The organism is Streptomyces sp. NPDC006193, assembly GCF_040613915.1.
In the GTDB taxonomy this organism is placed as follows: Bacteria; Actinomycetota; Actinomycetes; order Streptomycetales; family Streptomycetaceae; genus Streptomyces.
Window position 1 is genome coordinate 210,464 of record NZ_JBEXTB010000002.1, and the last position, 23,571, is coordinate 234,034.

Annotated in this window: 22 protein-coding genes and 1 pseudogene; 12 read left to right on the plus strand and 11 right to left on the minus strand. The window is 69.4% G+C overall.

Annotation, left to right across the window (positions count from 1 at the left end; all coding sequences use genetic code 11):
• Positions 1 to 123: 123 nt before the first annotated feature.
• The 3 genes from ABZ261_RS02845 to ABZ261_RS02855 form a co-directional block, all read right to left on the minus strand.
• Positions 124 to 1,386: an MFS transporter gene (locus tag ABZ261_RS02845; protein ID WP_356854778.1), complete on the minus strand. Its 1,263-nt coding sequence runs from the start codon at positions 1,384 to 1,386 to the stop codon at positions 124 to 126.
• A gap of 100 nt (positions 1,387 to 1,486) precedes the next feature.
• Positions 1,487 to 2,569, minus strand: a complete 1,083-nt coding sequence (locus ABZ261_RS02850; RefSeq protein ID WP_356854779.1) for an inositol-3-phosphate synthase — start codon at positions 2,567 to 2,569, stop codon at positions 1,487 to 1,489.
• A 44-nt stretch (positions 2,570 to 2,613) separates the two neighbouring features.
• A complete protein-coding gene (locus tag ABZ261_RS02855; protein ID WP_356854780.1) occupies positions 2,614 to 3,297 on the minus strand; it encodes a helix-turn-helix transcriptional regulator in 684 nt (227 codons plus the stop codon).
• A 783-nt stretch (positions 3,298 to 4,080) separates the two neighbouring features.
• Here ABZ261_RS02855 and ABZ261_RS02860 point away from each other — a divergent pair.
• Together ABZ261_RS02860 and ABZ261_RS02865 are read left to right on the plus strand one after the other, a co-directional pair.
• The gene (locus ABZ261_RS02860; protein ID WP_356854781.1) at positions 4,081 to 6,366 is read left to right on the plus strand and encodes a transglycosylase domain-containing protein; all 2,286 of its coding nucleotides are present in this window, start codon (positions 4,081 to 4,083) and stop codon (positions 6,364 to 6,366) included.
• Between the two features lie 130 nt (positions 6,367 to 6,496).
• The gene (locus tag ABZ261_RS02865) at positions 6,497 to 8,059 is read left to right on the plus strand and encodes a glycosyltransferase 87 family protein (RefSeq protein WP_356854782.1); all 1,563 of its coding nucleotides are present in this window, start codon (positions 6,497 to 6,499) and stop codon (positions 8,057 to 8,059) included.
• Positions 8,060 to 8,149: 90 nt separating this feature from the next.
• Here ABZ261_RS02865 and ABZ261_RS02870 read toward each other — a convergent pair whose 3' ends face one another.
• The 3 genes from ABZ261_RS02870 to ABZ261_RS02880 form a co-directional block, all read right to left on the minus strand.
• Entirely contained in the window at positions 8,150 to 9,181 is a 1,032-nt protein-coding gene (locus ABZ261_RS02870; RefSeq protein ID WP_356854783.1) for an alanine racemase, read from the minus strand.
• A gap of 85 nt (positions 9,182 to 9,266) precedes the next feature.
• Positions 9,267 to 10,385: a peptidoglycan bridge formation glycyltransferase FemX gene (gene femX, locus ABZ261_RS02875; protein ID WP_356854784.1), complete on the minus strand. Its 1,119-nt coding sequence runs from the start codon at positions 10,383 to 10,385 to the stop codon at positions 9,267 to 9,269.
• A gap of 118 nt (positions 10,386 to 10,503) precedes the next feature.
• Positions 10,504 to 10,818 carry a hypothetical protein gene (locus tag ABZ261_RS02880; protein ID WP_356854785.1) on the minus strand — a complete coding sequence of 105 codons (315 nt, stop codon included), beginning with the start codon at positions 10,816 to 10,818 and terminating at the stop codon, positions 10,504 to 10,506.
• Between the two features lie 285 nt (positions 10,819 to 11,103).
• Here ABZ261_RS02880 and rpsF point away from each other — a divergent pair, with 285 nt between their 5' ends.
• The 4 genes from rpsF to rplI all read left to right on the plus strand — a co-directional run bounded on the left by rpsF (position 11,104) and on the right by rplI (position 12,792).
• Positions 11,104 to 11,394 (plus strand): 30S ribosomal protein S6, encoded by a 291-nt coding sequence (rpsF, locus tag ABZ261_RS02885; protein ID WP_014673750.1) that lies wholly within the window; start codon positions 11,104 to 11,106, stop codon positions 11,392 to 11,394.
• Positions 11,395 to 11,463: 69 nt separating this feature from the next.
• Positions 11,464 to 12,033 carry a single-stranded DNA-binding protein gene (locus ABZ261_RS02890; protein WP_356854786.1) on the plus strand — a complete coding sequence of 190 codons (570 nt, stop codon included), beginning with the start codon at positions 11,464 to 11,466 and terminating at the stop codon, positions 12,031 to 12,033.
• A 57-nt stretch (positions 12,034 to 12,090) separates the two neighbouring features.
• Positions 12,091 to 12,327, plus strand: a complete 237-nt coding sequence (gene rpsR / locus ABZ261_RS02895; RefSeq protein WP_003949403.1) for a 30S ribosomal protein S18 — start codon at positions 12,091 to 12,093, stop codon at positions 12,325 to 12,327.
• 18 nt (positions 12,328 to 12,345) lie between these two features.
• Entirely contained in the window at positions 12,346 to 12,792 is a 447-nt protein-coding gene (gene rplI / locus ABZ261_RS02900) for a 50S ribosomal protein L9 (RefSeq protein WP_189296665.1), read from the plus strand.
• Between the two features lie 157 nt (positions 12,793 to 12,949).
• Here rplI and ABZ261_RS02905 read toward each other — a convergent pair whose 3' ends face one another.
• Positions 12,950 to 14,287 carry an MATE family efflux transporter gene (locus ABZ261_RS02905; protein ID WP_356854787.1) on the minus strand — a complete coding sequence of 446 codons (1,338 nt, stop codon included), beginning with the start codon at positions 14,285 to 14,287 and terminating at the stop codon, positions 12,950 to 12,952.
• 481 nt (positions 14,288 to 14,768) lie between these two features.
• Between ABZ261_RS02905 and dnaB the strand changes: the two genes are divergently transcribed.
• The 3 genes and pseudogenes from dnaB to ABZ261_RS02920 all read left to right on the plus strand — a co-directional run bounded on the left by dnaB (position 14,769) and on the right by ABZ261_RS02920 (position 17,249).
• Positions 14,769 to 16,247, plus strand: a complete 1,479-nt coding sequence (gene dnaB, locus ABZ261_RS02910; RefSeq protein WP_356854788.1) for a replicative DNA helicase — start codon at positions 14,769 to 14,771, stop codon at positions 16,245 to 16,247.
• 155 nt (positions 16,248 to 16,402) lie between these two features.
• Positions 16,403 to 16,599, plus strand: a pseudogene (locus ABZ261_RS02915) (hypothetical protein); the annotation flags it as partial.
• A gap of 56 nt (positions 16,600 to 16,655) precedes the next feature.
• Positions 16,656 to 17,249, plus strand: a complete 594-nt coding sequence (locus tag ABZ261_RS02920; protein WP_356854789.1) for a hypothetical protein — start codon at positions 16,656 to 16,658, stop codon at positions 17,247 to 17,249.
• A 181-nt stretch (positions 17,250 to 17,430) separates the two neighbouring features.
• On the opposite strand, the gene ABZ261_RS02925 is transcribed toward ABZ261_RS02920, so the two are convergent.
• Positions 17,431 to 17,994 (minus strand): dihydrofolate reductase family protein, encoded by a 564-nt coding sequence (locus ABZ261_RS02925; protein WP_356854790.1) that lies wholly within the window; start codon positions 17,992 to 17,994, stop codon positions 17,431 to 17,433.
• Positions 17,995 to 18,219: 225 nt separating this feature from the next.
• Between ABZ261_RS02925 and ABZ261_RS02930 the strand changes: the two genes are divergently transcribed.
• On the plus strand, positions 18,220 to 19,605 hold the full coding sequence (locus ABZ261_RS02930) for a serine hydrolase domain-containing protein (RefSeq protein ID WP_356854791.1): 1,386 nt from the start codon (positions 18,220 to 18,222) through the stop codon (positions 19,603 to 19,605).
• Between the two features lie 76 nt (positions 19,606 to 19,681).
• On the opposite strand, the gene ABZ261_RS02935 is transcribed toward ABZ261_RS02930, so the two are convergent.
• Positions 19,682 to 20,134, minus strand: coding sequence for a GNAT family N-acetyltransferase (locus ABZ261_RS02935; protein ID WP_356854792.1), 453 nt, complete (start codon positions 20,132 to 20,134; stop codon positions 19,682 to 19,684).
• Positions 20,135 to 20,602, minus strand: coding sequence for a MarR family transcriptional regulator (locus tag ABZ261_RS02940; RefSeq protein WP_356854793.1), 468 nt, complete (start codon positions 20,600 to 20,602; stop codon positions 20,135 to 20,137). It lies immediately after the preceding gene.
• A 143-nt stretch (positions 20,603 to 20,745) separates the two neighbouring features.
• Between ABZ261_RS02940 and ABZ261_RS02945 the strand changes: the two genes are divergently transcribed.
• Together ABZ261_RS02945 and ABZ261_RS02950 are read left to right on the plus strand one after the other, a co-directional pair.
• Positions 20,746 to 21,954: an MFS transporter gene (locus ABZ261_RS02945; RefSeq protein WP_356854794.1), complete on the plus strand. Its 1,209-nt coding sequence runs from the start codon at positions 20,746 to 20,748 to the stop codon at positions 21,952 to 21,954.
• Between the two features lie 106 nt (positions 21,955 to 22,060).
• Positions 22,061 to 22,480 (plus strand): heme-binding protein, encoded by a 420-nt coding sequence (locus ABZ261_RS02950; protein ID WP_356854795.1) that lies wholly within the window; start codon positions 22,061 to 22,063, stop codon positions 22,478 to 22,480.
• A 74-nt stretch (positions 22,481 to 22,554) separates the two neighbouring features.
• On the opposite strand, the gene ABZ261_RS02955 is transcribed toward ABZ261_RS02950, so the two are convergent.
• The gene (locus ABZ261_RS02955) at positions 22,555 to 23,421 is read right to left on the minus strand and encodes a GNAT family N-acetyltransferase (RefSeq protein WP_356854796.1); all 867 of its coding nucleotides are present in this window, start codon (positions 23,419 to 23,421) and stop codon (positions 22,555 to 22,557) included.
• Positions 23,422 to 23,571: the final 150 nt, after the last annotated feature.

Consider the following 23,571-nt stretch of genomic DNA (forward strand, 5'->3'; position numbering starts at 1 on the left):
TGATGTTTCACGTGAAACACCCGTCCGGGACGATGGCGGCGAAGGGCGGTGTTTCACGTGAAACACCGCCCTTCGCCTTGTCTCCCCGCCCTTCGTCCCTGTCGCACCGGCCTTCCGGTGCGCTCACCGGCGCTCGAAGCGCCCCAGGCTCACGGTGACCGCGCCGTAGACCGCGGCGACGAGGAGCACCAGGACGGTCGAGCGGCCGTCCGGCGGCAGCAGCAGCGCCGCCACCCCGGCCGCGCCGACGAAGGCCGTGTTGAAGAGCACGTCGTAGACGGAGAAGGTGCGGCCGCGGAAGTCGTCCTCGACATTGGCCTGGACGATCGTGTCCGTGGCGATCTTGGCCCCCTGGGTGATCAGCCCCAGGAAGAAGGCCGCCGCCATGAGCGGCCCGGTGGCGAACGGCAGGCCGAGGGCGGGTTCCAGGACGGTGGCCCCCGCGGAGCAGACCACGATCCAGCGACCGGGGCCGAGGCGCGCGGCCGCCCAGGGTGTCAGCACGGCCGCCGTGAAGAATCCCGCGCCGGAGAGCGCCAGCGCCGACCCCAGCAGGCGCAGCCCTTCTTCGGGGGTGTCGGAGAGGGCGTAGCGGCAGAGCATGAGCAGCAGGACGAGGAGCGCGCCGTAGCAGAAGCGCATCAGGGTCATCGCGGCCAGAACCCAGGCCGCCTCCCTGCGGTGGGGTGCGGTCACGTGCCGGACGGCCGCGAGCAGCTCGCCTGCCGTCTCGGCGAGAGCGGTGCGGAGACGAGGGCGCGCAGGGTGACGGTCCGGTCCGAGGAGACCGGGAGCCAGGCCGAGAGAGGCGAGGCCCGCGCACAGGTACAGCAGGGCGCCGAGCAGCACGACCGTGGCGTCGGAGTCCGACCCGAGGAGCCGGACACCGAAGGCCAGGCCTCCGCCGGCGGTCGCGGCGAGCGTGCCGGCCGTCGGGGAGAGGGAGTTGGCCAGCACCAGCCGCTCGGTGTCGACCACACGGGGCAGGGCGGCGGACAGGCCGGCGAGGACGAACCGGTTGACGGCCGTGACGCACAGCGCCGAGGCGTAGAAGAGCCAGTCGGGGGCGGGGCCGAGCATGAGCACGGCGGTGGCGGCGGCCAGCAGGGCTCGCAGAGCGTTGCCGTACAGGAAGACCTGCCGTCGCCGCCAGCGGTCCAGCAGGACACCCGCGAAGGGCCCGACCAGCGAATAGGGGAGCAGCAGGACCGCCATCGCCGAGGCGATCGCGGTGGCCGAGGTCTGCTTCTCCGGGGAGAAGACGACGTACGCGGCCAGCGCGACCTGGTAGACGCCGTCGGCTCCCTGGGACAGGAGGCGGATGTACAGCAGCCGTCGGAAGTTCCGCAGGCGCAACAGGAGGCGCAGGTCACCGGCGACAGGCATGGAGCACAGCCTCACACATGCGGAAGGTCCCCGGGTCGGGGAACCCGGGGACCTTCACAGCCCTGGCAGGAGCGTTCGCGTGCGCGCCGAGCTCAGCGCCTCAGCGCTCGACCTCGCCGCGGATGAACTTCTCGACGTTCTCACGGGCCTCGTCGTCGAAGTACTGGACCGGCGGGGACTTCATGAAGTAGGAGGACGCCGACAGGATCGGGCCGCCGATGCCGCGGTCCTTGGCGATCTTCGCGGCGCGCAGGGCGTCGATGATGACACCCGCGGAGTTCGGGGAGTCCCAGACCTCGAGCTTGTACTCAAGGTTCAGCGGGACGTCACCGAAGGCACGGCCCTCGAGACGGACGTAGGCCCACTTGCGGTCGTCCAGCCAGGCCACGTAGTCGGACGGGCCGATGTGGACGTTCTTCTCGCCGAGGTCCCGGTCGGGGATCTGAGAGGTGACGGCCTGCGTCTTGGAGATCTTCTTGGACTCCAGGCGCTCGCGCTCGAGCATGTTCTTGAAGTCCATGTTGCCGCCGACGTTCAGCTGCATCGTGCGGTCGAGGATGACACCGCGGTCCTCGAACAGCTTCGCCATGACGCGGTGCGTGATGGTGGCGCCGACCTGGGACTTGATGTCGTCGCCGACGATCGGCACCCCGGCCTCGGTGAACTTGTCCGCCCACTCCTTGGTGCCGGCGATGAAGACCGGGAGGGCGTTGACGAAGGCGACCTTGGCGTCGATGGCGCACTGGGCGTAGAACTTCGCCGCGTCCTCGGAACCGACCGGCAGGTAGCAGACCAGAACGTCGACCTGCTTGTCCTTGAGGACCTGGACGACGTCGACCGGCTCCTCGGCGGACTCCTCGATGGTGGCACGGTAGTACTTGCCGAGACCGTCGAGGGTGTGGCCGCGCTGCACCGTCACACCGGTGGTGGGCACGTCGCAGATCTTGATGGTGTTGTTCTCGGATGCGCCGATCGCGTCCGCGAGGTCGAGGCCGACCTTCTTGGCGTCGACGTCGAACGCGGCGACGAACTCGATGTCACGCACGTGGTAGTCACCGAACTGCACGTGCATCAGGCCGGGGACCTTGGCCGCCGGGTCGGCGTCCTTGTAGTACTCGACTCCCTGCACCAGCGACGCGGCGCAGTTGCCCACGCCGACGATGGCTACGCGAACCGAACCCATTCCGGTTGCTCCCTGTGTGTACGAGTGAGGCCCCTGACTGGGACTCACGTGGCGGTGTCGCCGGGCGTATCCGTCCCGGAGGCGTCCCCGGGGCGGGGCAGGCCGCCCGGCGATCCAGTGGTGGTGTCCTGCTGAGCGGGATCCCCGGAGGCGGAACCCCTCAGGTCCCGTCCGGCCCGCTCGCTCTCGATGAGCTCGTTCAGCCAGCGCACTTCGCGCTCCACGGACTCCATCCCGTGGCGCTGGAGCTCGAGTGTGTAGTCGTCGAGGCGCTCCCGGGTGCGCGCCAGCGAGGCGCGCATCTTCTCCAGGCGCTCCTCCAGGCGGCTGCGCCGGCCCTCCAGCACGCGCATGCGCACATCGCGCGAGGTCTGCCCGAAGAAGGCGAACCGTGCGGCGAAGTGCTCGTCCTCGTACGCGTCGGGACCGGTCTGGGAGAGCAGCTCCTCGAAATGCTCCTTGCCTTCCGCCGTCAGCCGGTAAACGATCTTGGCGCGGCGGCCGGTGAGGGGCGCGGCGAGCGTGTCGTCGAGGGGGCTTCCGGGCTCCTCGATCAACCAGCCGTTGGCGACCAGCGTCTTGAGGCACGGGTACAGCGTTCCGTAGCTGAACGCGCGGAACACACCCAGTGAGGTATTGAGGCGTTTGCGCAGCTCATAGCCGTGCATCGGGGACTCCCGCAGCAGGCCGAGCACGGCGAACTCGAGGATGCCGGAGCGCCGGCTCATCGTCGCCTCCTCCCGGTCCCGCAGGTCGGTCCCGCAGGTCTCGCAGTGCCTGTCAGCGTCTTTATCTCGCGCTGATGTATCGACTCGATACATCGCGACGATAGAACGGCCGATCGCGGGTGACAAGAGGGGCGGCGGTGAACGGGATCACATCACCGTTTCGTTGGAGGCAAGTTGCCTGTTTTGGGGTGAACTTCGGCGCTCGGAGGGTTGTGGCGGTGCGTAGTCTGTGCGGCATGCACACCACCGGGAACCACGTGACACCTGGGGAGCGTCGTCGTCCCCGGTGCGGTACGGGTGAATGCAGAACCGGTCACATCCGTACTTGGGGGGGACCGGAAACCAGCCGCCGTTCCAGGCGCGCACGGGTGCGCCTGCCCGAGGAGTAGTCGTTCGATGAGCGAGCACCGTCGCAAACCGCCGCAGCCGCAGGAAGGCGGACGTGCCGCGGCCCGACGCGGCCAGTCCGGCTCGTCCTCCGGCCGCCGTGCGGCACCGCGAGGCGCCACCGGGTCTCCTGCCGACTCCTATGGGTCCGCTTCGTATGGATCGGGCTCCGATGGTCCGGGAGGTGACGAGCGCCCCGTCGGCAGCCGTGCCGAGGCCCGCCGGGCGGCGCAGAAAGGCAGCCGCCGCAGAGGACCCGACACCACGGGTCCGGGTGGCCGCCGCGGTGGTCCGGGCGGCCCCACAGGTCCCGGACGCGGCCGCGCGGCGACGGCGTCCGGCGAGAAGCGGTTCATCGACTACCCCAGGGCCGGCAAGTACGGCTGGCAGCGCTGGGTGCCGTCCTGGAAGCTGGTCAGCGGGCTGTTCATCGGCTTCGTCGGCAGCCTGATGGCGGCGATCGGCATCGGCTTCGCCATGGTCGAGGTCCCCAACGAGAACCTCGCCGCCAGGTCGCAGAACAACGTCTACTACTGGTCCGACAAGACCCGTATGGTGGCCACGGGAACCGGCGTCAACCGGCAGAACGTCAGCATCGAGCAGATCCCCAAGGCGATGCGCTACGCGGTGATCTCCGCGGAGAACAAGTCCTTCTACCAGGACAGCGGCGTCGACCCGATGGGCATCCTGCGGGCCGTCGCGAACATGGCACGCGGCGGCCAGACCCAGGGTGGCTCGACCATCACCCAGCAGTATGTGAAGAACACCTACCTGAGCCAGGACCAGACGCTCACCCGCAAGGCGCGGGAGATGTTCATCTCCATAAAGGTGGGCGCGAAGCTCGACAAGAACAAGATTCTGCAGGGCTACCTCAACACCTCTTACTTCGGCCGCGGCGCGTACGGCATCCAGGCAGCGGCCCAGACCTATTACGGCAAGGACGCGGAAGACCTGGAGCCGACCGAGTGCGCCGTCCTCGCGGCCCTCCTGAAGGGTCCGACGTACTACGATCCGGCGGGCGCCCAGGACCTGGACAAGTCGGCGACTCCCACGGCCAACCACAAGCGCTCCGAGGAGCGCTGGCGCTGGATCCTCGGTGAGATGCACAAGGACAAGCACCTCACCGACGCCGAGTACCAGAAGGCCCTCGTGAAGTACCCCGAGCCGGACGGCCGCAAGGCGACCAAGAGCATGACCGGTCAGATCAGCTACCTGGTCGACACGGCCAAGAGGTACGTCCTGAACCACTCCGACATCACCGAGGCGCAGTTCGACCAGGGCGGCTACCAGATCTACACGACCTTCGACAAGAACAAGGTCAACGCCCTGAGCGCGGCGGTGAAGAAGATCCAGAAGACACGTCTGGATCCGAAGCAGCGGGAGAAGGACAAGTACGTCCAGTTCGGCGCGGCGTCGGTGCTGCCCGACGACGGTGCGATCGTCGCGCTGTACGGCGGCGACGGGTACGAGAAGGGCCACTTCACCAACAACGCCGACACGTCCGGCGTCCCCGTCGGTTCGACCTGGAAGCCGTTCGTCCTGGCCGCGGCGATGCAGTACGGCACCTACCGGTCCGACGGCCAGGGCATCTCCCCGCTGAGCAAGTACAACGGCAACGACAGGCTGAAGGTGAAGAACCAGGACGGCAGTGACGTCCTGAAGAAGGACGGTTCGGTCTTCTACCAGCGCAACGAGAGCCCGCGCCAGTGGGGCTACATCACGCTGCGCAAGGCCATGGAGCAGTCCGTCAACACTCCGTTCGTGCAGCTCGGCATGGACGTGGGGATGTCCAAGGTCCGGGACGTCGCCAAGGCCTCCGGCATCCTCGACGCCAGCTTCGCCACGCTCAACCCGTCCTTCGCCATCGGCACCTCGACGCCGAGCGCGATCCGTATGGCGGACGCGTACGCGACGTTCGCCGCCTCCGGCAAGCACGTGGACCCGTACTCGGTGGTGAGCGTCAAGAAGGACGGCCAGGAGCTGCCCGGCTTCACCAAGCCCAAGCCGACCCGGGCGCTGCCGGAGGCCGTGGCCGACAACGTCACCGCCACGCTGGAGAACGTGATCCAGAACGGTACCGGGCAGAACGCGAGGGCCCTGGGCCGCACCGCCGCCGGCAAGACCGGAACCACCGACAGCAACAAGTCGGCCTGGTTCGTCGGCTACACCCAGCAGCTGTCGACCTCGGTCGCGATGTTCCGCGAGAACCCCAAGGACCACGAGCTGCTCTCCATGAACGGCACGGCGGGTGTGGACTCCATCCACGGTGGCGACATCCCGACATTGGTGTGGACGGAGTACATGAAGGCCGCCCTCAAGGGTCAGAACGACCCCGGGTTCCCCGACGCTCCTGCGATCGGCACGGTCCAGCACGAGCCGGGTCTCCCCACCCCGACCCCGACCGTCAGCGCCACGCCGAGCCCGACGCCGAGTGACACGCCGAGCCCGACGCCCAGCAAGACGACGACCTCGCCGTCTCCGTCCGCGAGCGAGTCCTGCAACTTCCCGTGGGGCAACAAGTGCAACGGGAGCACCAACGGCAACGGCAACGGCATCGGAGGCACGGATTCGGGCGGCACCGACGGGGGCACCTCTCCGTCGCCCACGATCTCGGAGACGGTCGGTGACGGAAGCACCCGGGGCAACGGCAACGGAGGCATCTTCGGAGGCCAGAACGGCTAGCCCGGTGATCTGCCCGGTTGGCGGCCATATCGCCCGCCGAGGGTGTTTCACGTGAAACACGGGGCCGCCGCACCTGTGAGGTGCGGCGGCCCTCGGCGTTTTCCCGAGGAGGTACGGCAGGATGTGCCCCATGCCCAGTGCAGAGATGACGCCCGCGAGCAGGCAGGAGCCGGAGCCCGTGCGGCCGGTCGCCGCAGAACCGGTGCAGCCGACGAAGGAGGACCCGGTCGCCGCCGCCGGCAGTGAGCTGATCGGCGGTCCCCTCGGGCGGCACGCCCTGCTCGGGGCCTCCTGGTGGACGCCCGTGCGGGTCGTGGTCCTCGTCGCGATCGGCATGTTCGCCCTCGGCCTGGTCCAGAAGGCGCCCTGCTACCACAGTGCCTGGTTCTACGGCGCGAGCAGCCAGTACACGCACGCCTGCTACTCGGACATCCCGCACCTCTACCAGGGCCGCGGGTTCGCCGACCATCTCGTGCCGTACTTCGACAAGCTCCCCGGCGACATGGCCTACCTCGAATACCCGGTCCTGACCGGCGTCTTCATGGAAGTGGCCTCCTGGCTGACCCCGCACAGCGGAAGCATCCAGCACCAGGAGCGCTGGTACTGGTTCGTCAACGCCGGGATGCTGATGGCGTGCGCGGCCGTCATCGCCGCCTGCGTGGCCCGCACCCACCGCCGGCGCCCCTGGGACGGTCTGCTGGTCGCCCTGGCGCCCGCCTTCGCCCTGACCGCGACCGTCAACTGGGACCTGCTGGCGGTGGCGCTGACGGCCGCAGCGATGCTGATGTGGTCCCGGAGCCGGACCCTCGCCTTCGGTGTCCTGCTGGGGCTCGCCACGGCCGCCAAGCTGTATCCCGTCCTGTTGCTCGGCCCGCTGCTGGTGCTGTGCTGGCGGGCCGGGAAATGGCGGGAGTACGTCCGAGGGGCGGTCGGCGCGGTCGCCGCCTGGCTCGTGGTCAACCTGCCGGTGATGATCGCGCACGACACGACGGGCTTCCACATCCGCGAAGGCTGGGCGAAGTTCTACACCTTCAGCAAGGAGCGCGGTGTCGACTTCGGCTCCTTCTGGCTGATCTGGGCGCAGAACTCCGACAACCCGCCCACCACCGACTTCGTCAACAACGCGGCCATGGTGCTGGTGGTGCTGTGCTTCCTGGGCATCACCGCGCTGGCGTTCACCGCCCCGCGCCGCCCGCGCTTCGCCCAGCTGGCGTTCCTCATGGTGGCGGCCTTCGTCCTCACCAACAAGGTGTACTCCCCCCAGTACGTCCTCTGGCTGGTGCCGCTGGCGGTCCTCGCCCGGCCCAAGTGGCGGGACTTCCTCATCTGGCAGGCGTGCGAGGTGGCGTACTTCCTGGGCATCTGGATGTACCTCGCCTACACGACCAGCGGAGAGGCCCACAAGGGCCTGCCGACGCAGGGCTACCACTGGGCGATCGCGGTGCACCTCCTGGGCACGCTGTACCTGTGCGCCGTCGTCGTCCGGGACGTCCTCCTGCCGGAGCGGGACGTGGTGCGCCGGTCCGGGGACGACGATCCCTCGGGCGGAGTGCTCGACGGGGCGGAGGACGCCTTCACGCTCGGTGCGGCGGCCCACCCGCCCCGGTACGCGGTCCCGTTCGAGGAGGCGGAGGTGGACTGGGGGAGGTCCGACAAGCCCGATGTCCTCACCCACGAGGACCGTTCGCTCTGAGCGAACAGCGCGTCGGCGGTCCTGGCGGCCGTCATGCGGAAGGCCGTACCGGGAGTTCCCGGTACGGCCTTCCGTGCTGTGACGGCGGGTTCAGCGGTCCACGAGCCGGTCGAACTGGGTGGTGGTGTGCCGCAGATGGGCCACCAGTTCGTCGCCGACCTTCGGCTCGGGAGCGTCCGCGGGGACGAACAGGATCGACACCTGCATGTGCGGCGGCTCGGCGAACCAGCGCTGCTTGCCCCCCCAGACGAACGGGGAGAGGTTCCGGTTGACCGTGGCGAGCCCGGCGCGCGCGACGCCCTTGGCGCGCGGCATGACGCCGTGCAGGGCCTTCGGGGCCTCCAGGCCGACTCCGTGCGACGTACCGCCCGCCACGACCACCAGGAAGCCGTCCGAGGCCGCCTTCTGCTGCCGGTAGCCGAACCGGTCGCCCTTGGTGACGCGGGTGACGTCCAGAACGGCGCCCCGGTACTCGGTGGCGTCGTGGTCGCCCAGCCACAGGCGCGTGCCGATGCGGGCGCGGAACCGGGTCTGCGGGAACTGCTGCTGGAGCCGGGCCAGGTCGTCCGCCTTGAGGTGGCTGACGAACATGGTGTGCAGCGGCAGCCGCGCCGCGCGCAGCCGGTCCATCCAGCCGATGACCTCCTCGACGGCGTCCGAGCCGTCGGTGCGGTCCAGCGGCAGGTGGATGGCGAATCCCTCCAGCCGGACGTTCTCTATGGCCTGGTGCAGCTGCGGCAGGTCCTGCTCGCTGATGCCGTGCCGCTTCATCGAGGACATCACCTCGATGACGACACGGGCGCCGACGAGGCCGTACACGCCGTCGACCGAGGACACCGAACGCACCACCCGGTCGGGCAGCGGCACGGGTTCCTCGCCGCGCCGGTAGGGCGTCAGCACCAGCAGGTCACCGCTGAACCAGTCCTTGATGCGCGCGGCCTCGTACGTGGTGCCGACGGCGAGCAGGTCCGCGCCGAGCCGCGTCGCCTCCTCCGCCAGCCGTTCGTGTCCGAAACCGTAGCCGTTGCCCTTGCAGACCGGGACGAGTCCCGGGAACTGCTCCTGCACGTGCTTGTGGTGCGCCCGCCAGCGCGCGGTGTCGACGTAGAGCGTGAGCGCCATGGCCGGACCCGGGACCTTTCTCGTGGCTGCGGTGAATCGGTGGTGTGTGAGCTGTGAAGGCTATGGAATCAAACGCCCGCGCGGCTCAGCGGCGCGACATGTAGATGTCGAGCGCCTTGTGGAGCAGCTTGTTCAGCGGGAAGTCCCACTCGCCCAGATACTCGGCGGCCTGCCCGCCCGTGCCGACCTTGAACTGGATCAGGCCGAACAGGTGGTCCGTCTCGTCCAGCGAGTCGGAGATGCCGCGCAGGTCGTACACGGTGGCGCCGAGCGCGTAGGCGTCGCGCAGCATCCGCCACTGCATGGCGTTCGACGGCCGCACCTCGCGGCCGATGTTGTCGGAGGCTCCGTAGGAGTACCAGACGTGCCCGCCCACGATCAGCATCGTCGCCGCGGACAGGTTCACGCCGTTGTGCCGGGCGAAGTACAGCCGCATGCGGTTGGGGTCCTCGGTGTTGAGGGCCGTCCACATGCGCTGGAAGTACGACAGCGGGCGGGGCCGGAAGTGGTCGCGGACGGCCGTGATCTCGTACAGCCGCTGCCATTCGGCCAGGTCCTGGTAGCCGCCCTGGACGACCTCGACGCCGGCCTTCTCGGCCTTCTTGATGTTGCGGCGCCACAGCTGGTTGAAGTTCTTGTGGACCTCTTCCAGCGAACGGTTCGCCAGCGGCACCTGGAAGACGTAGCGGGGCTGCACGTCGCCGAAGCCGGCGCCGCCGTCCTCGCCCTGCTGCCAGCCCATGCGGCGCAGCTTGTCGGACACTTCGAAGGCACGCGGCTCGATGAAGTCGGCCTCCAGGTCGCGCAGCCGCTTGACGTCCGGGTCCTGGATGCCCCTCTTGATGGTGTCCGCGTTCCAGCGGCGGATGATCACCGGCGGGCCCATCTTCACGGAGAACGCGCCCTGCTGCTTCAGGTGCGCCAGCATCGGCTGGATCCAGTCGTCCAGGTTCGGCGCGAACCAGTTGATGACCGGGCCCTCGGGAAGGTACGCCAGATAGCGCTTGATCTTGGGCAGCTGCCGGTAGAGGACCAGGCCGGCGCCGACCAACTGGCCCGTCCTGTCGAACCAGCCGAGGTTCTCCGAACGCCACTCGGCCTTCACGTCGGCCCAGGCCGGGACCTGCATGTGGCTCGCCGACGGCAGGCTCTGGATGTAAGCCAGATGTTGCTCGCGGCTGATGGTCCTCAGGGTCAGGCTCATGTCGGGGCGCTCCTCGGGCTGGTGTGTCCCCATGGGTACAGGGGCTCCGGCTCTAGCGCCGAAGCCTACTGCGCCCGGAGAGCGCCTCGACTGGGGTACGGGACCGGACCGGGCGAGGTCAGCCGACGAGCCCGCCGAACAGGCCGCCGTGCGCCATGCCGATCAGGAATCCGACGCCCGAGGCACCGAGGCCCAGGATCAGACCGAACCGCTCTCGCGTGGTCTCCGAGACCCACTGCCCGTACGCCCCGGTGAGCAGCCCCGCCAGGCCCGCCCAGGAGCTGAGCAGGTGGAGGCCGTGGAAGAAGGACGTCACGAAGGACAGCACACCGAGGACGAGCGTCGCCGCCATCAGGGTGTCCTGAAGCGGACGCCGCCTGCCGTCCGTGGCGAAGAGGGAACCTGCGGTGTTGGGTCGCAATGCCTGAGACATGGGCACCTCCTGCGGAAGGCGGCGCATGGTAGCGCCGCACACACCCGATGTGTACAGATTGGCCGCCCCCACGGCCTGATTTCAACCGGAAGCGGGTGTGCGGGTAGTCTGTACCCTCTGCACCGGTGTCTGCCCGGGTCCGCCAGGCAGAACGGCGGCCGCGCCGCGGGGGATCCTCCCGCGGAGCCCTGATTGTCAGTGGCGGCCGATACCGTTGCGTACGCATCACAACCCTCCTGCCACGGAACGACCGTGGCCGCTGAGTCCAAAGGAGGTGGGTTCCACATGCGTCACTACGAGGTGATGGTCATCCTCGACCCCGATCTCGAGGAGCGTGCGGTCTCCCCGCTGATCGAAAACTTCCTGTCCGTCGTCCGTGACGGCGGCGGCAAGGTTGAGAAGGTCGACACCTGGGGCCGTCGTCGTCTCGCCTACGAGATCAAGAAGAAGCCCGAGGGCATCTACTCGGTCATCGACCTGCAGGCCGAGCCTGCGGTCGTCAAGGAGCTCGACCGCCAGATGAACCTGAACGAGTCGGTCCTCCGGACCAAGGTCCTCCGCCCCGAGACCCACTGAGCTCCGCTCAGCTGATCTCGGGATTCGAGTAGCAGCAAGCAGCCCGCAAACCCGCCGAGAGGTTCCCCCATGGCAGGCGAGACCGTCATCACGGTCATCGGCAATCTTGTCGACGACCCCGAGCTGCGCTTCACCCCGTCCGGTGCGGCGGTCGCGAAGTTCCGCGTCGCGTCCACCCCCCGCACCTTCGATCGCCAGACGAACGAGTGGAAGGACGGCGAGAGCCTGTTTCTGACCTGCTCGGTCTGGCGCCAGGCGGCGGAGAACGTCGCCGAGTCGCTCCAGCGAGGCATGCGCGTCATCGTGCAGGGCCGGCTGAAGCAGCGGTCCTACGAGGACCGTGAGGGCGTCAAGCGCACGGTCTACGAGCTGGACGTCGACGAGGTCGGCCCCAGCCTGCGCAACGCCACGGCCAAGGTCACCAAGACCGCCGGTGGCGCCCGCGGCGGCCAGGGCGGATACGGCGGCGGTGGCGGCCAGGGCGGCGGCTGGGGCGGTAACTCCGGCGGCGGCCAGGGCGGCGCACCGGCCGACGACCCCTGGGCGACCGGCGCTCCCGCCGGCGGCAACCAGGGCGGCGGCGGCTGGGGCGGCGGCTCCGGCGGCGGTGGCGGCTACTCGGACGAGCCCCCCTTCTGAGCCTTCGGGCCGAGGGTGGGTCGTACCCCAACTTCTTGATCACACAGGAGAAACACCATGGCGAAGCCGCCTGTGCGCAAGCCGAAGAAGAAGGTCTGCGCGTTCTGCAAGGACAAGGTCACGTACGTGGACTACAAGGACACGAACATGCTGCGGAAGTTCATTTCCGACCGCGGCAAGATCCGTGCCCGCCGCGTGACCGGCAACTGCACGCAGCACCAGCGTGACGTCGCCACGGCTGTGAAGAACAGCCGTGAGATGGCGCTGCTGCCCTACACCTCCACCGCGCGCTAAGGGAAGGGTGACCCACTCATGAAGATCATCCTCACCCACGAGGTCTCCGGCCTCGGCGCCGCGGGCGACGTCGTCGACGTCAAGGACGGTTACGCTCGCAACTACCTCATCCCGCGGAAGTTCGCCATCCGCTGGACCAAGGGTGGCGAGAAGGACGTCGAGCAGATCCGTCGCGCTCGCAAGATCCACGAGATCCAGACCATCGAGCAGGCCAACCAGGTCAAGGCCCAGCTCGAAGGCGTGAAGGTCCGCCTGGCCGTTCGCTCCGGCGACTCCGGCCGTCTCTTCGGTTCCGTCACCCCGGCCGACATCGCGTCCGCGATCAAGGCTTCCGGTGGCCCCGAGGTCGACAAGCGCCGTATCGAGCTGTCCGCTCCGATCAAGACCCTGGGCGCCCACGAGACGTCCGTGCGTCTGCACCCCGAGGTTGCCGCCAAGGTCAACATCGAGGTCGTCGCGGCCTGATCGCTGCGCTCGGCTTGAGCAGGTCCGAAGGGGGCCGCACCCGTCAGGGTGCGGCCCCCTTTCGCATGGCGCGCCGCATGGGCGAGGGTGCGTGCGGTGCGGGGCGAAGGGCTGTTCCACGTGAAACACGACAGTCGGCTCGTCCCACGTGAAACGGTCAGGAGGTCGGGCCCGTCACGACCCAGCGCCCCGAACGGGTCCGCAGCCACAGGGTCAGCAGGCGGATCGTCATCATCAGTGTCATCGCCGCCCAGAGGGCGGTGAGCCCGCCGCCGACGGCGGGGACGAGCAGAGCCGCCGGGGCGAACAGCGCCAGGGTGACGACCATGGCCCGGGCCAGGTACGGCCCGTCGCCCGCCCCCATCAAGACACCGTCCAGGACGAAGACGACGCCGCAGACGGGCTGGGAGAGCGCGACCAGCAGCAAGGCCGGCAGCGCGGCCTCCTTGACCACGGAGTCGCCGGTGAACAGCGGCAGGAAGAGAGGACGTGCGGCCACCACGAGCAGGCCGAGGACGACACCGGTCGCGGTCCCCCACTGGATCATGCGACGGCACGCCTCGCGGGCACCCTGGGCGTCATCGGCCCCGAGGTAGCGGCCGATGATGGCCTGGCCCGCTATCGCTATCGCGTCGAGGGCGAAGGCCAGCAGGTTCCACAGGGACAGGATGATCTGGTGCGCGGCGATGTCGGCGTCGCCGAGCCGTGCCGCGACCACCGTGGCGATCATGATGATCGCGCGCAGGGACAGTGTGCGTACCAGGAGAGGAACGCCTGCCTGTGCCGACGCCCGGATACCGGCCGCGTCCGGCCGCAGGGAGGCGCCGTGCCGGTGGGCACCGCGTACGACCACGGTCAGGTACACGGCCGCCATCCCGCACTGGGCGATGACCGTGCCCCACGCCGAACCGGCGATGCCGAGCCCGGCGCCGTAGACCAGACCGGCATTCAGGCCGGCGTTGGCGACGAAGCCCGCCACGGCGACATAGAGGGGGGTCCTGGTGTTCTGCAGGCCCCGCAGCACGCCGGTGGCGGCCAGGACGACGAGCATGGCCGGGATGCCGAGTGAGGAGATGCGCAGGTACGTCACGGCATGGGGGGCCGCAGTGGCCGAGGCGCCCAGGAGGTCCACGATGACGGGGGCCAGTGGCAGGACCACGGCGATGACGGCGGTGCCGAGCAGCGACGCCAGCCAGATGCCGTCCATGCCCTGCCGGATTGCGGCCTGCAGATCACCGGCGCCGACGCGGCGGGCGACGGCGGCCGTGGTGGCGTAGGCGAGGAAGACGAAGACACCCACCGCGGTGGTGAGGAGCGCCGAGGCGACGGCGAGACCGGCGAGCTGCGCCGTCCCGAGGTGGCCGACGATCGCACTGTCCACCATGACGAAAAGCGGCTCGGCGACGAGGGCGCCGAAGGCCGGTACGGCCAGCGCGATGATCTCTCGGTCATGCCGCCGCCGGGTGGCCGGGGGGACCGCTGGAGCCTGTGTCATGGGCATCAATCTAATCGTCCACAGGTAAGAGCTGCAACAGTGCAGTGGCCCTTACCCCGACTTTCGGGGCGTCACCTTTCGGGCGTCGTTGCAAGCGATCTTGCCCCGACCGGAAAACTTTTTGTTCTGCACAGCCGGTGGATGGCAAAGCCGCAGCTCAGGGGCTTTGCTGGTGGGGTTTCGAGGGCTTGTTCACAGGGCTGTCCACCGGGTCGTGCACAGGTTTCACCGAGTTCTCCACAGCATCCGGGCGGTCGTCCACATGGCCTGTGGATAACCAGATTGGCTGACGGTGCCGACGGGCCTACCGTGGTCCGGCGCCCGCTCCATCGCCCGGCCCGGGAGACACCCCTTTTCCGGCCTGGGAACCGTCGCACACCCGACGTGCCCCGACCGGAGCTGGGCGTCTCATTTGTCAGTGTCGTGCCGTACAAAAGAGGCCACGGCGAGGTCCGCCGTGCGGACGGGAGGAGGTGGCTCGGTGAGCATTTCCGAGCCCTTGGACGATCCGTGGGCCGACAGCGGACCCAGTGATCGTCTGCCGGCCTCCCGCCGGCGCGGTGAGGGCCTCCGGGGCCGTGACGAACAGCACGACCGGGGCCGGGACAATTCCGGCTGGGACGCCGGAGGGTCGTCCTTCGAGCGGATGCCGCCCCAGGATCTCGACGCCGAGCAGTCCGTCCTCGGCGGCATGCTGCTGTCCAAGGACGCCATCGCCGACGTCGTGGAGATCCTCAAGGGCCACGACTTCTACAAGCCGGCGCACGAGACGATCTACCAGGCCATCCTGGACGTCTACGCCAAGGGCGAGCCGGCCGACCCGATCACCATCGCCGCCGAGCTGACCAAGCGCGGCGAGATCAACAAGGTCGGCGGCGCCGCGTATCTGCACAGCCTGGTCCAGACCGTGCCGACGGCGGCCAACGCCGAGTACTACGCCGAGATCGTCCACGAGCGGGCCGTGCTGCGGCGCCTGGTCGAGGCGGGGACGCGCATCACCCAGATGGGATACGCGGCCGACGGCGACGTCGACGAGATCGTCAACCGCGCCCAGGCCGAGATCTACGCCGTCACCGAGCAGCGCACGAGCGAGGACTACCTCCCGCTGGGCGACATCATGGAAGGCGCCCTCGACGAGATCGAGGCGATCGGCTCCCGCAGCGGCGAGATGACGGGTGTCCCCACCGGGTTCACCGACTTCGACTCGTTGACGAACGGCCTGCACCCGGGACAGATGATCGTCATCGCGGCGCGTCCGGCCATGGGTAAGTCGACGCTCGCGCTGGACTTCGCACGGGCCGCGGCCATCAAGCACAACCTGCCGAGCGTCATCTTCTCGCTCGAGATGGGCCGCAACGAGATCGCGATGCGCCTGCTGTCCGCCGAGGCCCGCGTCGCCCTCCACCACATGCGCTCGGGCACGATGACCGACGAGGACTGGACGCGGCTCGCCCGCCGCATGCCGGACGTGTCCGCCGCACCGCTCTACATCGACGACTCGCCCAATCTGTCGATGATGGAGATCCGCGCCAAGTGCCGGCGCCTGAAGCAGCGCAACGACCTCAAACTGGTCGTCATCGACTACCTCCAGCTGATGCAGTCCGGTGGCTCCAAGCGCGCCGAGAGCCGCCAGCAGGAGGTCTCGGACATGTCCCGTAACCTCAAGCTGCTCGCGAAGGAGCTGGAGATCCCGGTCATCGCGCTCTCCCAGCTCAACCGTGGCCCCGAGCAGCGCACCGACAAGAAGCCGATGGTGTCCGACCTGCGTGAGTCCGGCTCCATCGAGCAGGACGCCGACATGGTCATCCTGCTGCACCGCGAGGACGCGTACGAGAAGGAGTCCCCGCGCGCGGGCGAGGCCGACCTGATCGTGGCCAAGCACCGAAACGGCCCCACGGCCACCATCACGGTCGCCTTCCAGGGCCACTACTCCCGTTTCGTGGACATGGCACAGACCTGATCCACGGCGCTGCAGTGCAGGGTCTCTGCCGAAGTCTGCTGCTGACCGGGCCGACGAGGTCGGCGCGGCCTCGGACAGCACCTACTTGAGCGTGCTGAGCGCGGACACCCCAAGTAACCGACGCCCGTGGCGTCATCCTGGCCAAGGAGGACGCCATGCACGGGTTCAGCCAGGGCCTACCGGTCGACTGGCTCTCGAAGAGTTCGACGCCGCAGAGGCGACGCACTATCTGTTTCCCAAGCTCGTGCAGCGGCTCACGCACCGTCCCGAGGTCTCGCTGCAGTGGAGGTGCCAGCATCTGCTGACCGTCAGCACCGGCGAACAGATCTGGGGTCGACTGGACGTCCTTCCGCGCAGGGTCTGACCATTCCGGCCGGGCAGCACCTTCATGTGGTCGACAATGAGCGCGTGGACGTCCCTGAGCTGCTCGAAGCAGCTTCCCTGCTGGTTCCGGAAGAGACCGCCACAGAGAATGACATCACGGTGCGAGACGTCTGGGACTACCTCGTTCACGACGAGTGGGAGATCGTCCTGGGTCTGCTGGAGGAGTTCGGGGACGCTTGCTCGCTCCCTCTGGCGTTCTGGGAGCAGCTCGCCGAGGCGGCTGATCAGCTCCAGTTGGAGCGGAGTGCGGCCTGGTGCCATTGGCGATGCTCCGAGCTCCGCAACGGCGTGATCAGGGCGGATCTGACGCTCTGCCCTGCTGCCGAGGCGCGGCGCACGACGCCGATCTCCGGCGCCGGTGTCCTGCGGCCCATGTGGGACATCGGACTCCTCTCACCCAGCGGCGGACGTGCGGTCAGCATCGCTGGGCTCTGGGTCGAGAACATCCCCATGCTGGAGCCCGGCGGACAAGCCACGGTTCGCCTAGTGCCCCTCACCCCCTCCCACTGGACGCACGTCCAGCCCGGCCAGCAGATCACCATGCACGAGGACCGAACCGTGGCGGGCACCGCAGTCGTCCTGGAGGTTCACCGCCCCACCGCCAGGCCCGCGCCCTGACCTGAGCCGCTTGCTGGTGCACGTATCTCCGTACGTGGTGGCGCTCGGCGGACCGTGTCGTCGCGGACGGCGAGCGGTACGGCGTGTGCGCGGTCCATGAGGTCGCGTGCGCGGCGCAACCCGAGCCGGCTCCTCCGGTGTCACCCGCGGAGCATGCGGCCCTTGACTCACGGGCGGGCGCTCAGCGCCTCGTCTCGTACCTGGTCAGGATCACGCCGCAGGGAAACGTCCGCGTCTCCACCAGGTTCAGGTTCACCCAGCTGTCCAGCGCGGTGAAGAACGGTGTGCCGCCGCCCACCAGGACCGGCGCGGTGGCCAGCACGTACTCGTCGATCAGCCCGGCACGTACGGCCGCCCCGGCGAGCGTCGCGCCGCCGATGTCCATCGGGCCGCCGTCCTGGGCCTTGAGCCGGGTGATCTCGGTGACCGCGTCGCCGGTGACCAGGCGGGTGTTCCAGTCGACCGTGTCGATCGTGGAGGAGAACACCACCTTCGACATGTCCCGCCAGCGGCGTGCGAACTCGATCTCCGCCGGGGTGGCGTCGGGCTGCTGGTCGCCGGTGGGCCAGTAGGAGCTCATCGTCTGCCACAGCTTGCGCCCGTACAGCGACAGGTCGGTCGCCTGCAACTGGTCGGACCAGAACTGGAACAGCTCGTCGCTCGGCACGCTCCAGCCGATGTCGTCGCCGGGTGCGGCGATGTAGCCGTCCAGGGTCAGGTTCATGCCGTAGATCAGTTTCCGCACGGCGCCAGCCTTCCGTGAGTCGGTCTCATGCGTACAGACCGGTGCGGCGCGGGAAACTCATCGGTGCGCGATCTGTGCGCGTGAAGTCCTCGCGGTCGGTGGCTCAGCCGCGGACTCGTCGTTCCCCCCGGCAGCGACGTCGCGGCGAGATCCCACAAGTGTCCTCCGCACCGGTGCGCGCGGTGCGGATTCGACGCTCGACGCCGCAACGGGTGGACTGGGGCCATGACGACACTCCACGAAGAACTGCTGCCCGGCACCCGGCGTGCCCTCCTGCACCGGATCGCCGTCGCGCAGGCCGAAGGACGTGCGCCGTCGCTGGTCGCCGCCGTGGTGCGCGATGGACGGGCGGTGTGGCACGGGGCGCGGACCTCGGTGGACGGGCACGGGCCCGACGAGACGGTGCAGTACCGGATCGGGTCCCTCACCAAGACCTTCACCGCGGTGCTGGTGATGCGGCTGCGCGACGAGGGCGTGCTCGATCTCGGCGATCCGCTGGAGAAGCACCTGCCCGGCACCGGCGCGGGAGAGGCGACGATCAGGGAACTCCTCGCCCACACCGCGGGGCTGGCGGCGGAGTCGCCCGGGCCGTGGTGGGAGCGGACTCCCGGTTCTCTGCGCCCCGAGCTGAGCGATGTGCTCGGTGAACAGCCTCTGCTGCACCCCGTCGGCCGGCGGCACCACTACTCCAACCCCGGTTACGCGCTGCTCGGCGCGCTGGTGGAGGAACTGCGCGGCGCTCCCTGGGAGGAGGTGCTGCGCAGCGAGGTCCTCGAGCCGCTGGGCCTGCACCGGACGAGCGCACAGCCGCAGGCCCCGCATGCAGGCGGGTGGGCCGTGCATCCCTGGGCGGACGCGCTGCTGCCCGAGCCGTCCGAGGACCTGGGGCGGATGGCGCCGGCCGGCCAGCTCTGGTCGACGACCGGAGACCTGGCGCGGTTCGCCGCGTTCCTGGCCGGCGGAGACGACCGGGTCCTCAGCGCGGAGTCGGTCCGGGAGATGCGCACTCCGGCGGCGCCCGCCGAGGCCGTGGACGTGATGGACGGGGCCGCCTACGGCCTGGGGCTCCAGCTCCAGCGGCGCGACGGCCGACTGCTCGTCGGGCACTCCGGCTCCCTGCCGGGCTTCCTGGCGAACCTCAGCATCAGCGTGGAGGACGATGTGGCCGCGGTGGTGCTCGCCAATTGCACCAGCGGGCCGCTGCTGGGCGCGGTGGGGGCGGATCTCGTGCGGATCGTCGCCGAGGCGGAGCCCCGGATCCCGGAGCCCTGGCGGCCGCTGCGCGAGGTCGATCCCGCGGTACTGGAGCTGGCGGGACAGTGGTACTGGGGCACCCACGTCTTCGGCCTGCGGGTGAGCGCGGACGGGCTGCTCGCGCTCGCGCCGCTGTCCGGCGGCGGTCGTCGCGCCCGGTTCCGCGCGAACGGCGACGGCACCTGGACTGGACTGGAGGGGTATTACGCCGGTGAACTGCTGCGGCCCGTACGGCGTCCGGACGGGTCCCTGAGCCACCTCGACCTCGGCTCCTTCGTGTTCACCCGGCAGCCGTACGACGCCGAGGCACCGGTGCCCGGCGGCGTGGACCCGGACGGTTGGCGGGGCATCGGCTGAGCCGCCGTGCACGCGGGCAGGGGTGCGTTTCACGTGAAACACACCCCCTGTCCGCTTCCGGCACCGGCGGGTCGGGTCAGAGCCGCAGCTTGAAGCCCTCGTGTGACGCGGTGAAGCCGAGCCGCTCGTAGAAACGGTGGGCGTCACGGCGGGTCTTGTCGGACGTCAGCTGCATCATCTTGCAGTCGAGTCGCCGGGAGGTGTCGATCGCCCACTCGATCAGCCGGCTGCCCAGCCCGCTGCCCCGCTCGTCGGAGTGAATGCGCACGGCCTCGACGAGCGCGCGCGTGGCTCCCTTGTGCGAGAGCCCCGGAATGATCGAGAGCTGGAGGGTCCCGACCACGCGGCCGTCGCGCACGGCCACGACGACGTGCTGGCTGGGGTCGGCGGAGAGGCGGTCCAGGGCAGCCGCGTACGGCGTCAGGTCGTCGGGCGACTCCCGCTGGGCGCCCAGCGGGTCGTCGGCCAGCAGCGCGACGATCGCCGGCAGGTCGCCGGCGGTCGCGTCCCGTATCTCGAGATCTGCCACTCAGTCATCCTGCGCAGGCGCGTTCAAGGACTCCACGGCCCGGACGAGTGGTGCCAGTTGCGGATTCCTGGACGCCATGTCCAGGGCTTCGCGCAACGCCGCGTCGTTGGTGGGCCGCGCCTCCTCCAGGAGCTTCAGACCCGCAGCGGTGACGTTGGTGTAGATGCCGCGCCGGTCGGTGGGGCACAGATACCGCTCCAGCAGGCCGCGGTCCTCCAGCCGGGTCACCAGACGTGTGGTGGCGCTCTGGCTGAGCACGACCGCGTCGGCGACCTGCTTCATCTGCAGATGCCCGCCCTCACCGTCGTGCTGCCGGCTCAGCACGTCCAGCAGCGAGTACTCGCGCACGCTCAGGTCGTGCTTGGCCTGCAGGGCGCGCTCGATGTGCGCCTCGATCCTTCCGTGCAACGCAGAGAGAGCGCACCAGCCCTGCGCGAGGGCGGTGAGTGCGGGGTCCGTCGCTGTCATTGGCGTTTCCTCCGTCCCGAAGCGACTGCCTCTCCAGGATAGAGCACCAACGCAATAGTCACCGCTTGCAACTATCCAGCGCATGCAATTATTGTGTACGTGCTCAAAGCGCTGCTGCAATCATCTGGAAGGTGTACCTCTTCATGCCTCTCGCGCTTCTGGCCCTCGCGATCGGGGCCTTCGGAATCGGCACGACCGAGTTCGTGATCATGGGTCTGTTGCCCGAGGTCGCGGGCGACTTCGGGGTCTCCATCCCCACGGCGGGACTGCTCGTGACCGGCTACGCCCTCGGCGTGGTCTTCGGCGCCCCGCTGATGACCGTGCTCGGCACCAAGGTTCCGCGCAAGCGGATGCTGATGCTGCTGATGGGCCTGTTCGTCGCCGGGAACCTGCTTTCCGCCGTGGCCCCTGTCTTCGCCGTCATGCTCGTCGGACGCGTGGTCGCCTCGCTCGCCCACGGCGCCTTCTTCGGCATCGGTTCGGTCGTCGCGGCCGACCTGGTGGCGCCGGAGAAGAAGGCCGGCGCCATCGCCATGATGTTCACCGGTCTGACCATCTCCAACGTCGTCGGCGTCCCGCTGGGCACGCTCGTCGGACAGAGCGTCGGCTGGCGCGTCACCTTCACCCTCGTCGCCGCCCTCGGCGTCATCGGTCTCGCGGGCATCGCCAAGCTCGTTCCCGAGCTGCCGCGGCCGCAGGGCGTGCACCTGCGGCACGAGCTGGCCGCCTTCAAGAACGCCCAGGTCCTGCTCGCCATGGCGATGACCGTCCTCGGCTTCGGCGGCGTCTTCGCCGCCATCACCTACATCGCGCCGATGATGACCCACGTCACCGGCTTCGCCGACGGCTCGGTGACCTGGCTGCTGGTCCTCTTCGGCATCGGCATGGTCGGCGGCAACCTCGTCGGCGGCAAGTTCGCCGACCGCGCCCTGATGCCGATGCTGTACGTCTCCCTGGGCGCTCTGACCCTCGTCCTGGCGCTCTTCACGCTGACCGCCCACAACAAGCTGACGGCTGCGGTCACCATCGCCCTGATCGGCGCCCTGGGCTTCGCCACCGTGCCGCCGCTGCAGAAGCGCGTCCTCGATCAGGCGCACGGCGCCCCGACACTCGCGTCGGCCGTGAACATCGGGGCCTTCAACCTGGGGAACGCCCTGTCGGCCTGGCTCGGCGGCCTCGTGATCGCGGCCGGCTTCGGCTACACGGCCCCCAACTGGGTCGGCGCCGCCCTGGCCGCTGCCGCGCTGCTCCTCGCCGTCCTCTCGGCCGCCATGGAGCGCCGTGACGACGCGCACAGCACCCCGGCCGCCACCGGAAGGCCCGCAGAGCAGCGGGCCCCCGTCCACCACTGAGCCACCGTTCCCGGCGGCTCAACCCTGACCGGCAGACGTCCGTGCCGTGGACGCACTTCCCGGCCCGGCAAGCAACCACCACCGCACCACCCGAGGAGCAACCTCCATGAGCACCACTGCCGTCGCCCCCCTCACCATCGAGGATGCCGAGCTGCTCATCACCACGGCCCGGCAGGCGGCCGAGGACGCCGGAGTCACCGTCAGCGTCACCGTCCTGGACGCCGGCGGCAACCTGCTCGCCTTCCGCCGGGACGACCGGGCCGTACTGATCTCCGGCGAGACCAGCACCCGCAAGGCGTACACGGCACTGCAGCTGAACACGCCCACCGCCGGTCTTGTCGACGCCGTCCAGCCCGGCGGCCTCTTCCACACGCTGCCCACGGCCCTCGACCGGCCTCTGCTGTTCATCGCGGGCGGGATCCCCGTCCACCGGGACGGCCGGCTGATCGGCGCGATCGGCGTCGGCGGCGGTGCGCCGGAGCAGGACCACGGCTTCGCCATGGCGGCCGTGCGGGCGCTCGCCTGAGCATCCTGGTCCGCATCTCATGACGCGGGCCCCGCCGCTCCGAGCGGCGGGGCCCGCGGGCGTCGTACGGCGGTTCAGCCCGCGGCCACGGTCAGCGGCGCGAACCGCCGGGTCCAGTCGCCCGGCAGGTCGGTGATGCCATAGGTCATCACGGAGTTGAAGGCCACGGAGGCCAGACCCCGCTCCTTCGCCCAAGTCAGCAGCTCCTCGTGGCGCACGTCGATGTCCGTGCGCAGCGGACGGTCCGTGTGGGCCGCCAGCGAGGCGACGAGCGCCTTCGCGGTCTCCGTGTCCCGCGCGATCAGCGGACCGACGACATGCGTGTCCATGTTGGGCCACGCGGCCGTGTAACCGATGAGCCGCCCGTCCTCCTCGGCCACCCGCAGCTGATCGGCGAAGGCGGGCAGCCGGGCGATGAGCGGTGTGCGGTCGGCGCCGAACACTTCCTCGTCGAGACGAAGGATGCCCGGGAGATCCTCGGCGGTGGCAGCACGCGTGGCCACCGCGCATTCAGGTCCGCCGGGGGTGAACCGGCCGCTCAGCATCTCCGCCCGACCCGTCACCTTGAAGCCCAGCTCCTCGTAGAGGGGCCGGCCGCTGGGCGTGGCGTGCAGCGTCAGCGGAGTGGTTCCCATGGTGGACACGACATGCCGCATCAGACGGCGGCCGACGCCCTGACGGGCGTGGCGTCCGGCCACCAGCACCATGCCGATGGCGCCGAGATCCGGCCGCCCCCATGAGCCGTACTCCGTCACCACGCACGCGGCGACGAGGCCGCCCTCGGGGTCGTCGATGCCCCAGCCCTTCCCCGCAGTGAGGAGGAATCCCCATTTGTGCTCCTCGCGGGGCCAGCCCCGGTCCTCGGACAGGTCGGCGCAGACGGTGAGGTCCCGGAACGTCAGACGGCGGATGGGCAGAGCAGCGAGGGAAGGAGTCGGCACGCAGGTCAGGCTGTCCGAACGACACCCCCGCCGTCCACCTGTTTCGATGCAGACGCACGTGTTTTTGGCCAACTCGTGGCCTTGCGCACAGCTCATGGACAGCGGCCGGATGTTTCACGTGAAACACCCGGCCGACTAGCCTCCCAGGTC

Excerpts from the sequence above, each read along its gene's own strand:
- ABZ261_RS02940 (WP_356854793.1), bottom strand. The coding sequence starts at position 20,602 with ATGACAGCGACGGACCCCGCACTCACCGCCCTCGCGCAGGGCTGGTGC.
- ABZ261_RS02930 (WP_356854791.1), top strand. The coding sequence starts at position 18,220 with ATGACGACACTCCACGAAGAACTGCTGCCCGGCACCCGGCGTGCCCTC.
- ABZ261_RS02880 (WP_356854785.1), bottom strand. The coding sequence starts at position 10,818 with ATGTCTCAGGCATTGCGACCCAACACCGCAGGTTCCCTCTTCGCCACG.
- ABZ261_RS02865 (WP_356854782.1), top strand. The coding sequence starts at position 6,497 with ATGCCCAGTGCAGAGATGACGCCCGCGAGCAGGCAGGAGCCGGAGCCC.
- ABZ261_RS02905 (WP_356854787.1), bottom strand. The coding sequence starts at position 14,287 with ATGACACAGGCTCCAGCGGTCCCCCCGGCCACCCGGCGGCGGCATGAC.
- ABZ261_RS02855 (WP_356854780.1), bottom strand. The coding sequence starts at position 3,297 with ATGAGCCGGCGCTCCGGCATCCTCGAGTTCGCCGTGCTCGGCCTGCTG.
- ABZ261_RS02950 (WP_356854795.1), top strand. The coding sequence starts at position 22,061 with ATGAGCACCACTGCCGTCGCCCCCCTCACCATCGAGGATGCCGAGCTG.
- femX (WP_356854784.1), bottom strand. The coding sequence starts at position 10,385 with ATGAGCCTGACCCTGAGGACCATCAGCCGCGAGCAACATCTGGCTTAC.
- rplI (WP_189296665.1), top strand. The coding sequence starts at position 12,346 with ATGAAGATCATCCTCACCCACGAGGTCTCCGGCCTCGGCGCCGCGGGC.
- ABZ261_RS02845 (WP_356854778.1), bottom strand. The coding sequence starts at position 1,386 with ATGCCTGTCGCCGGTGACCTGCGCCTCCTGTTGCGCCTGCGGAACTTC.
- ABZ261_RS02945 (WP_356854794.1), top strand. The coding sequence starts at position 20,746 with ATGCCTCTCGCGCTTCTGGCCCTCGCGATCGGGGCCTTCGGAATCGGC.
- ABZ261_RS02870 (WP_356854783.1), bottom strand. The coding sequence starts at position 9,181 with ATGGCGCTCACGCTCTACGTCGACACCGCGCGCTGGCGGGCGCACCAC.
- rpsF (WP_014673750.1), top strand. The coding sequence starts at position 11,104 with ATGCGTCACTACGAGGTGATGGTCATCCTCGACCCCGATCTCGAGGAG.
- ABZ261_RS02850 (WP_356854779.1), bottom strand. The coding sequence starts at position 2,569 with ATGGGTTCGGTTCGCGTAGCCATCGTCGGCGTGGGCAACTGCGCCGCG.
- rpsR (WP_003949403.1), top strand. The coding sequence starts at position 12,091 with ATGGCGAAGCCGCCTGTGCGCAAGCCGAAGAAGAAGGTCTGCGCGTTC.
- ABZ261_RS02890 (WP_356854786.1), top strand. The coding sequence starts at position 11,464 with ATGGCAGGCGAGACCGTCATCACGGTCATCGGCAATCTTGTCGACGAC.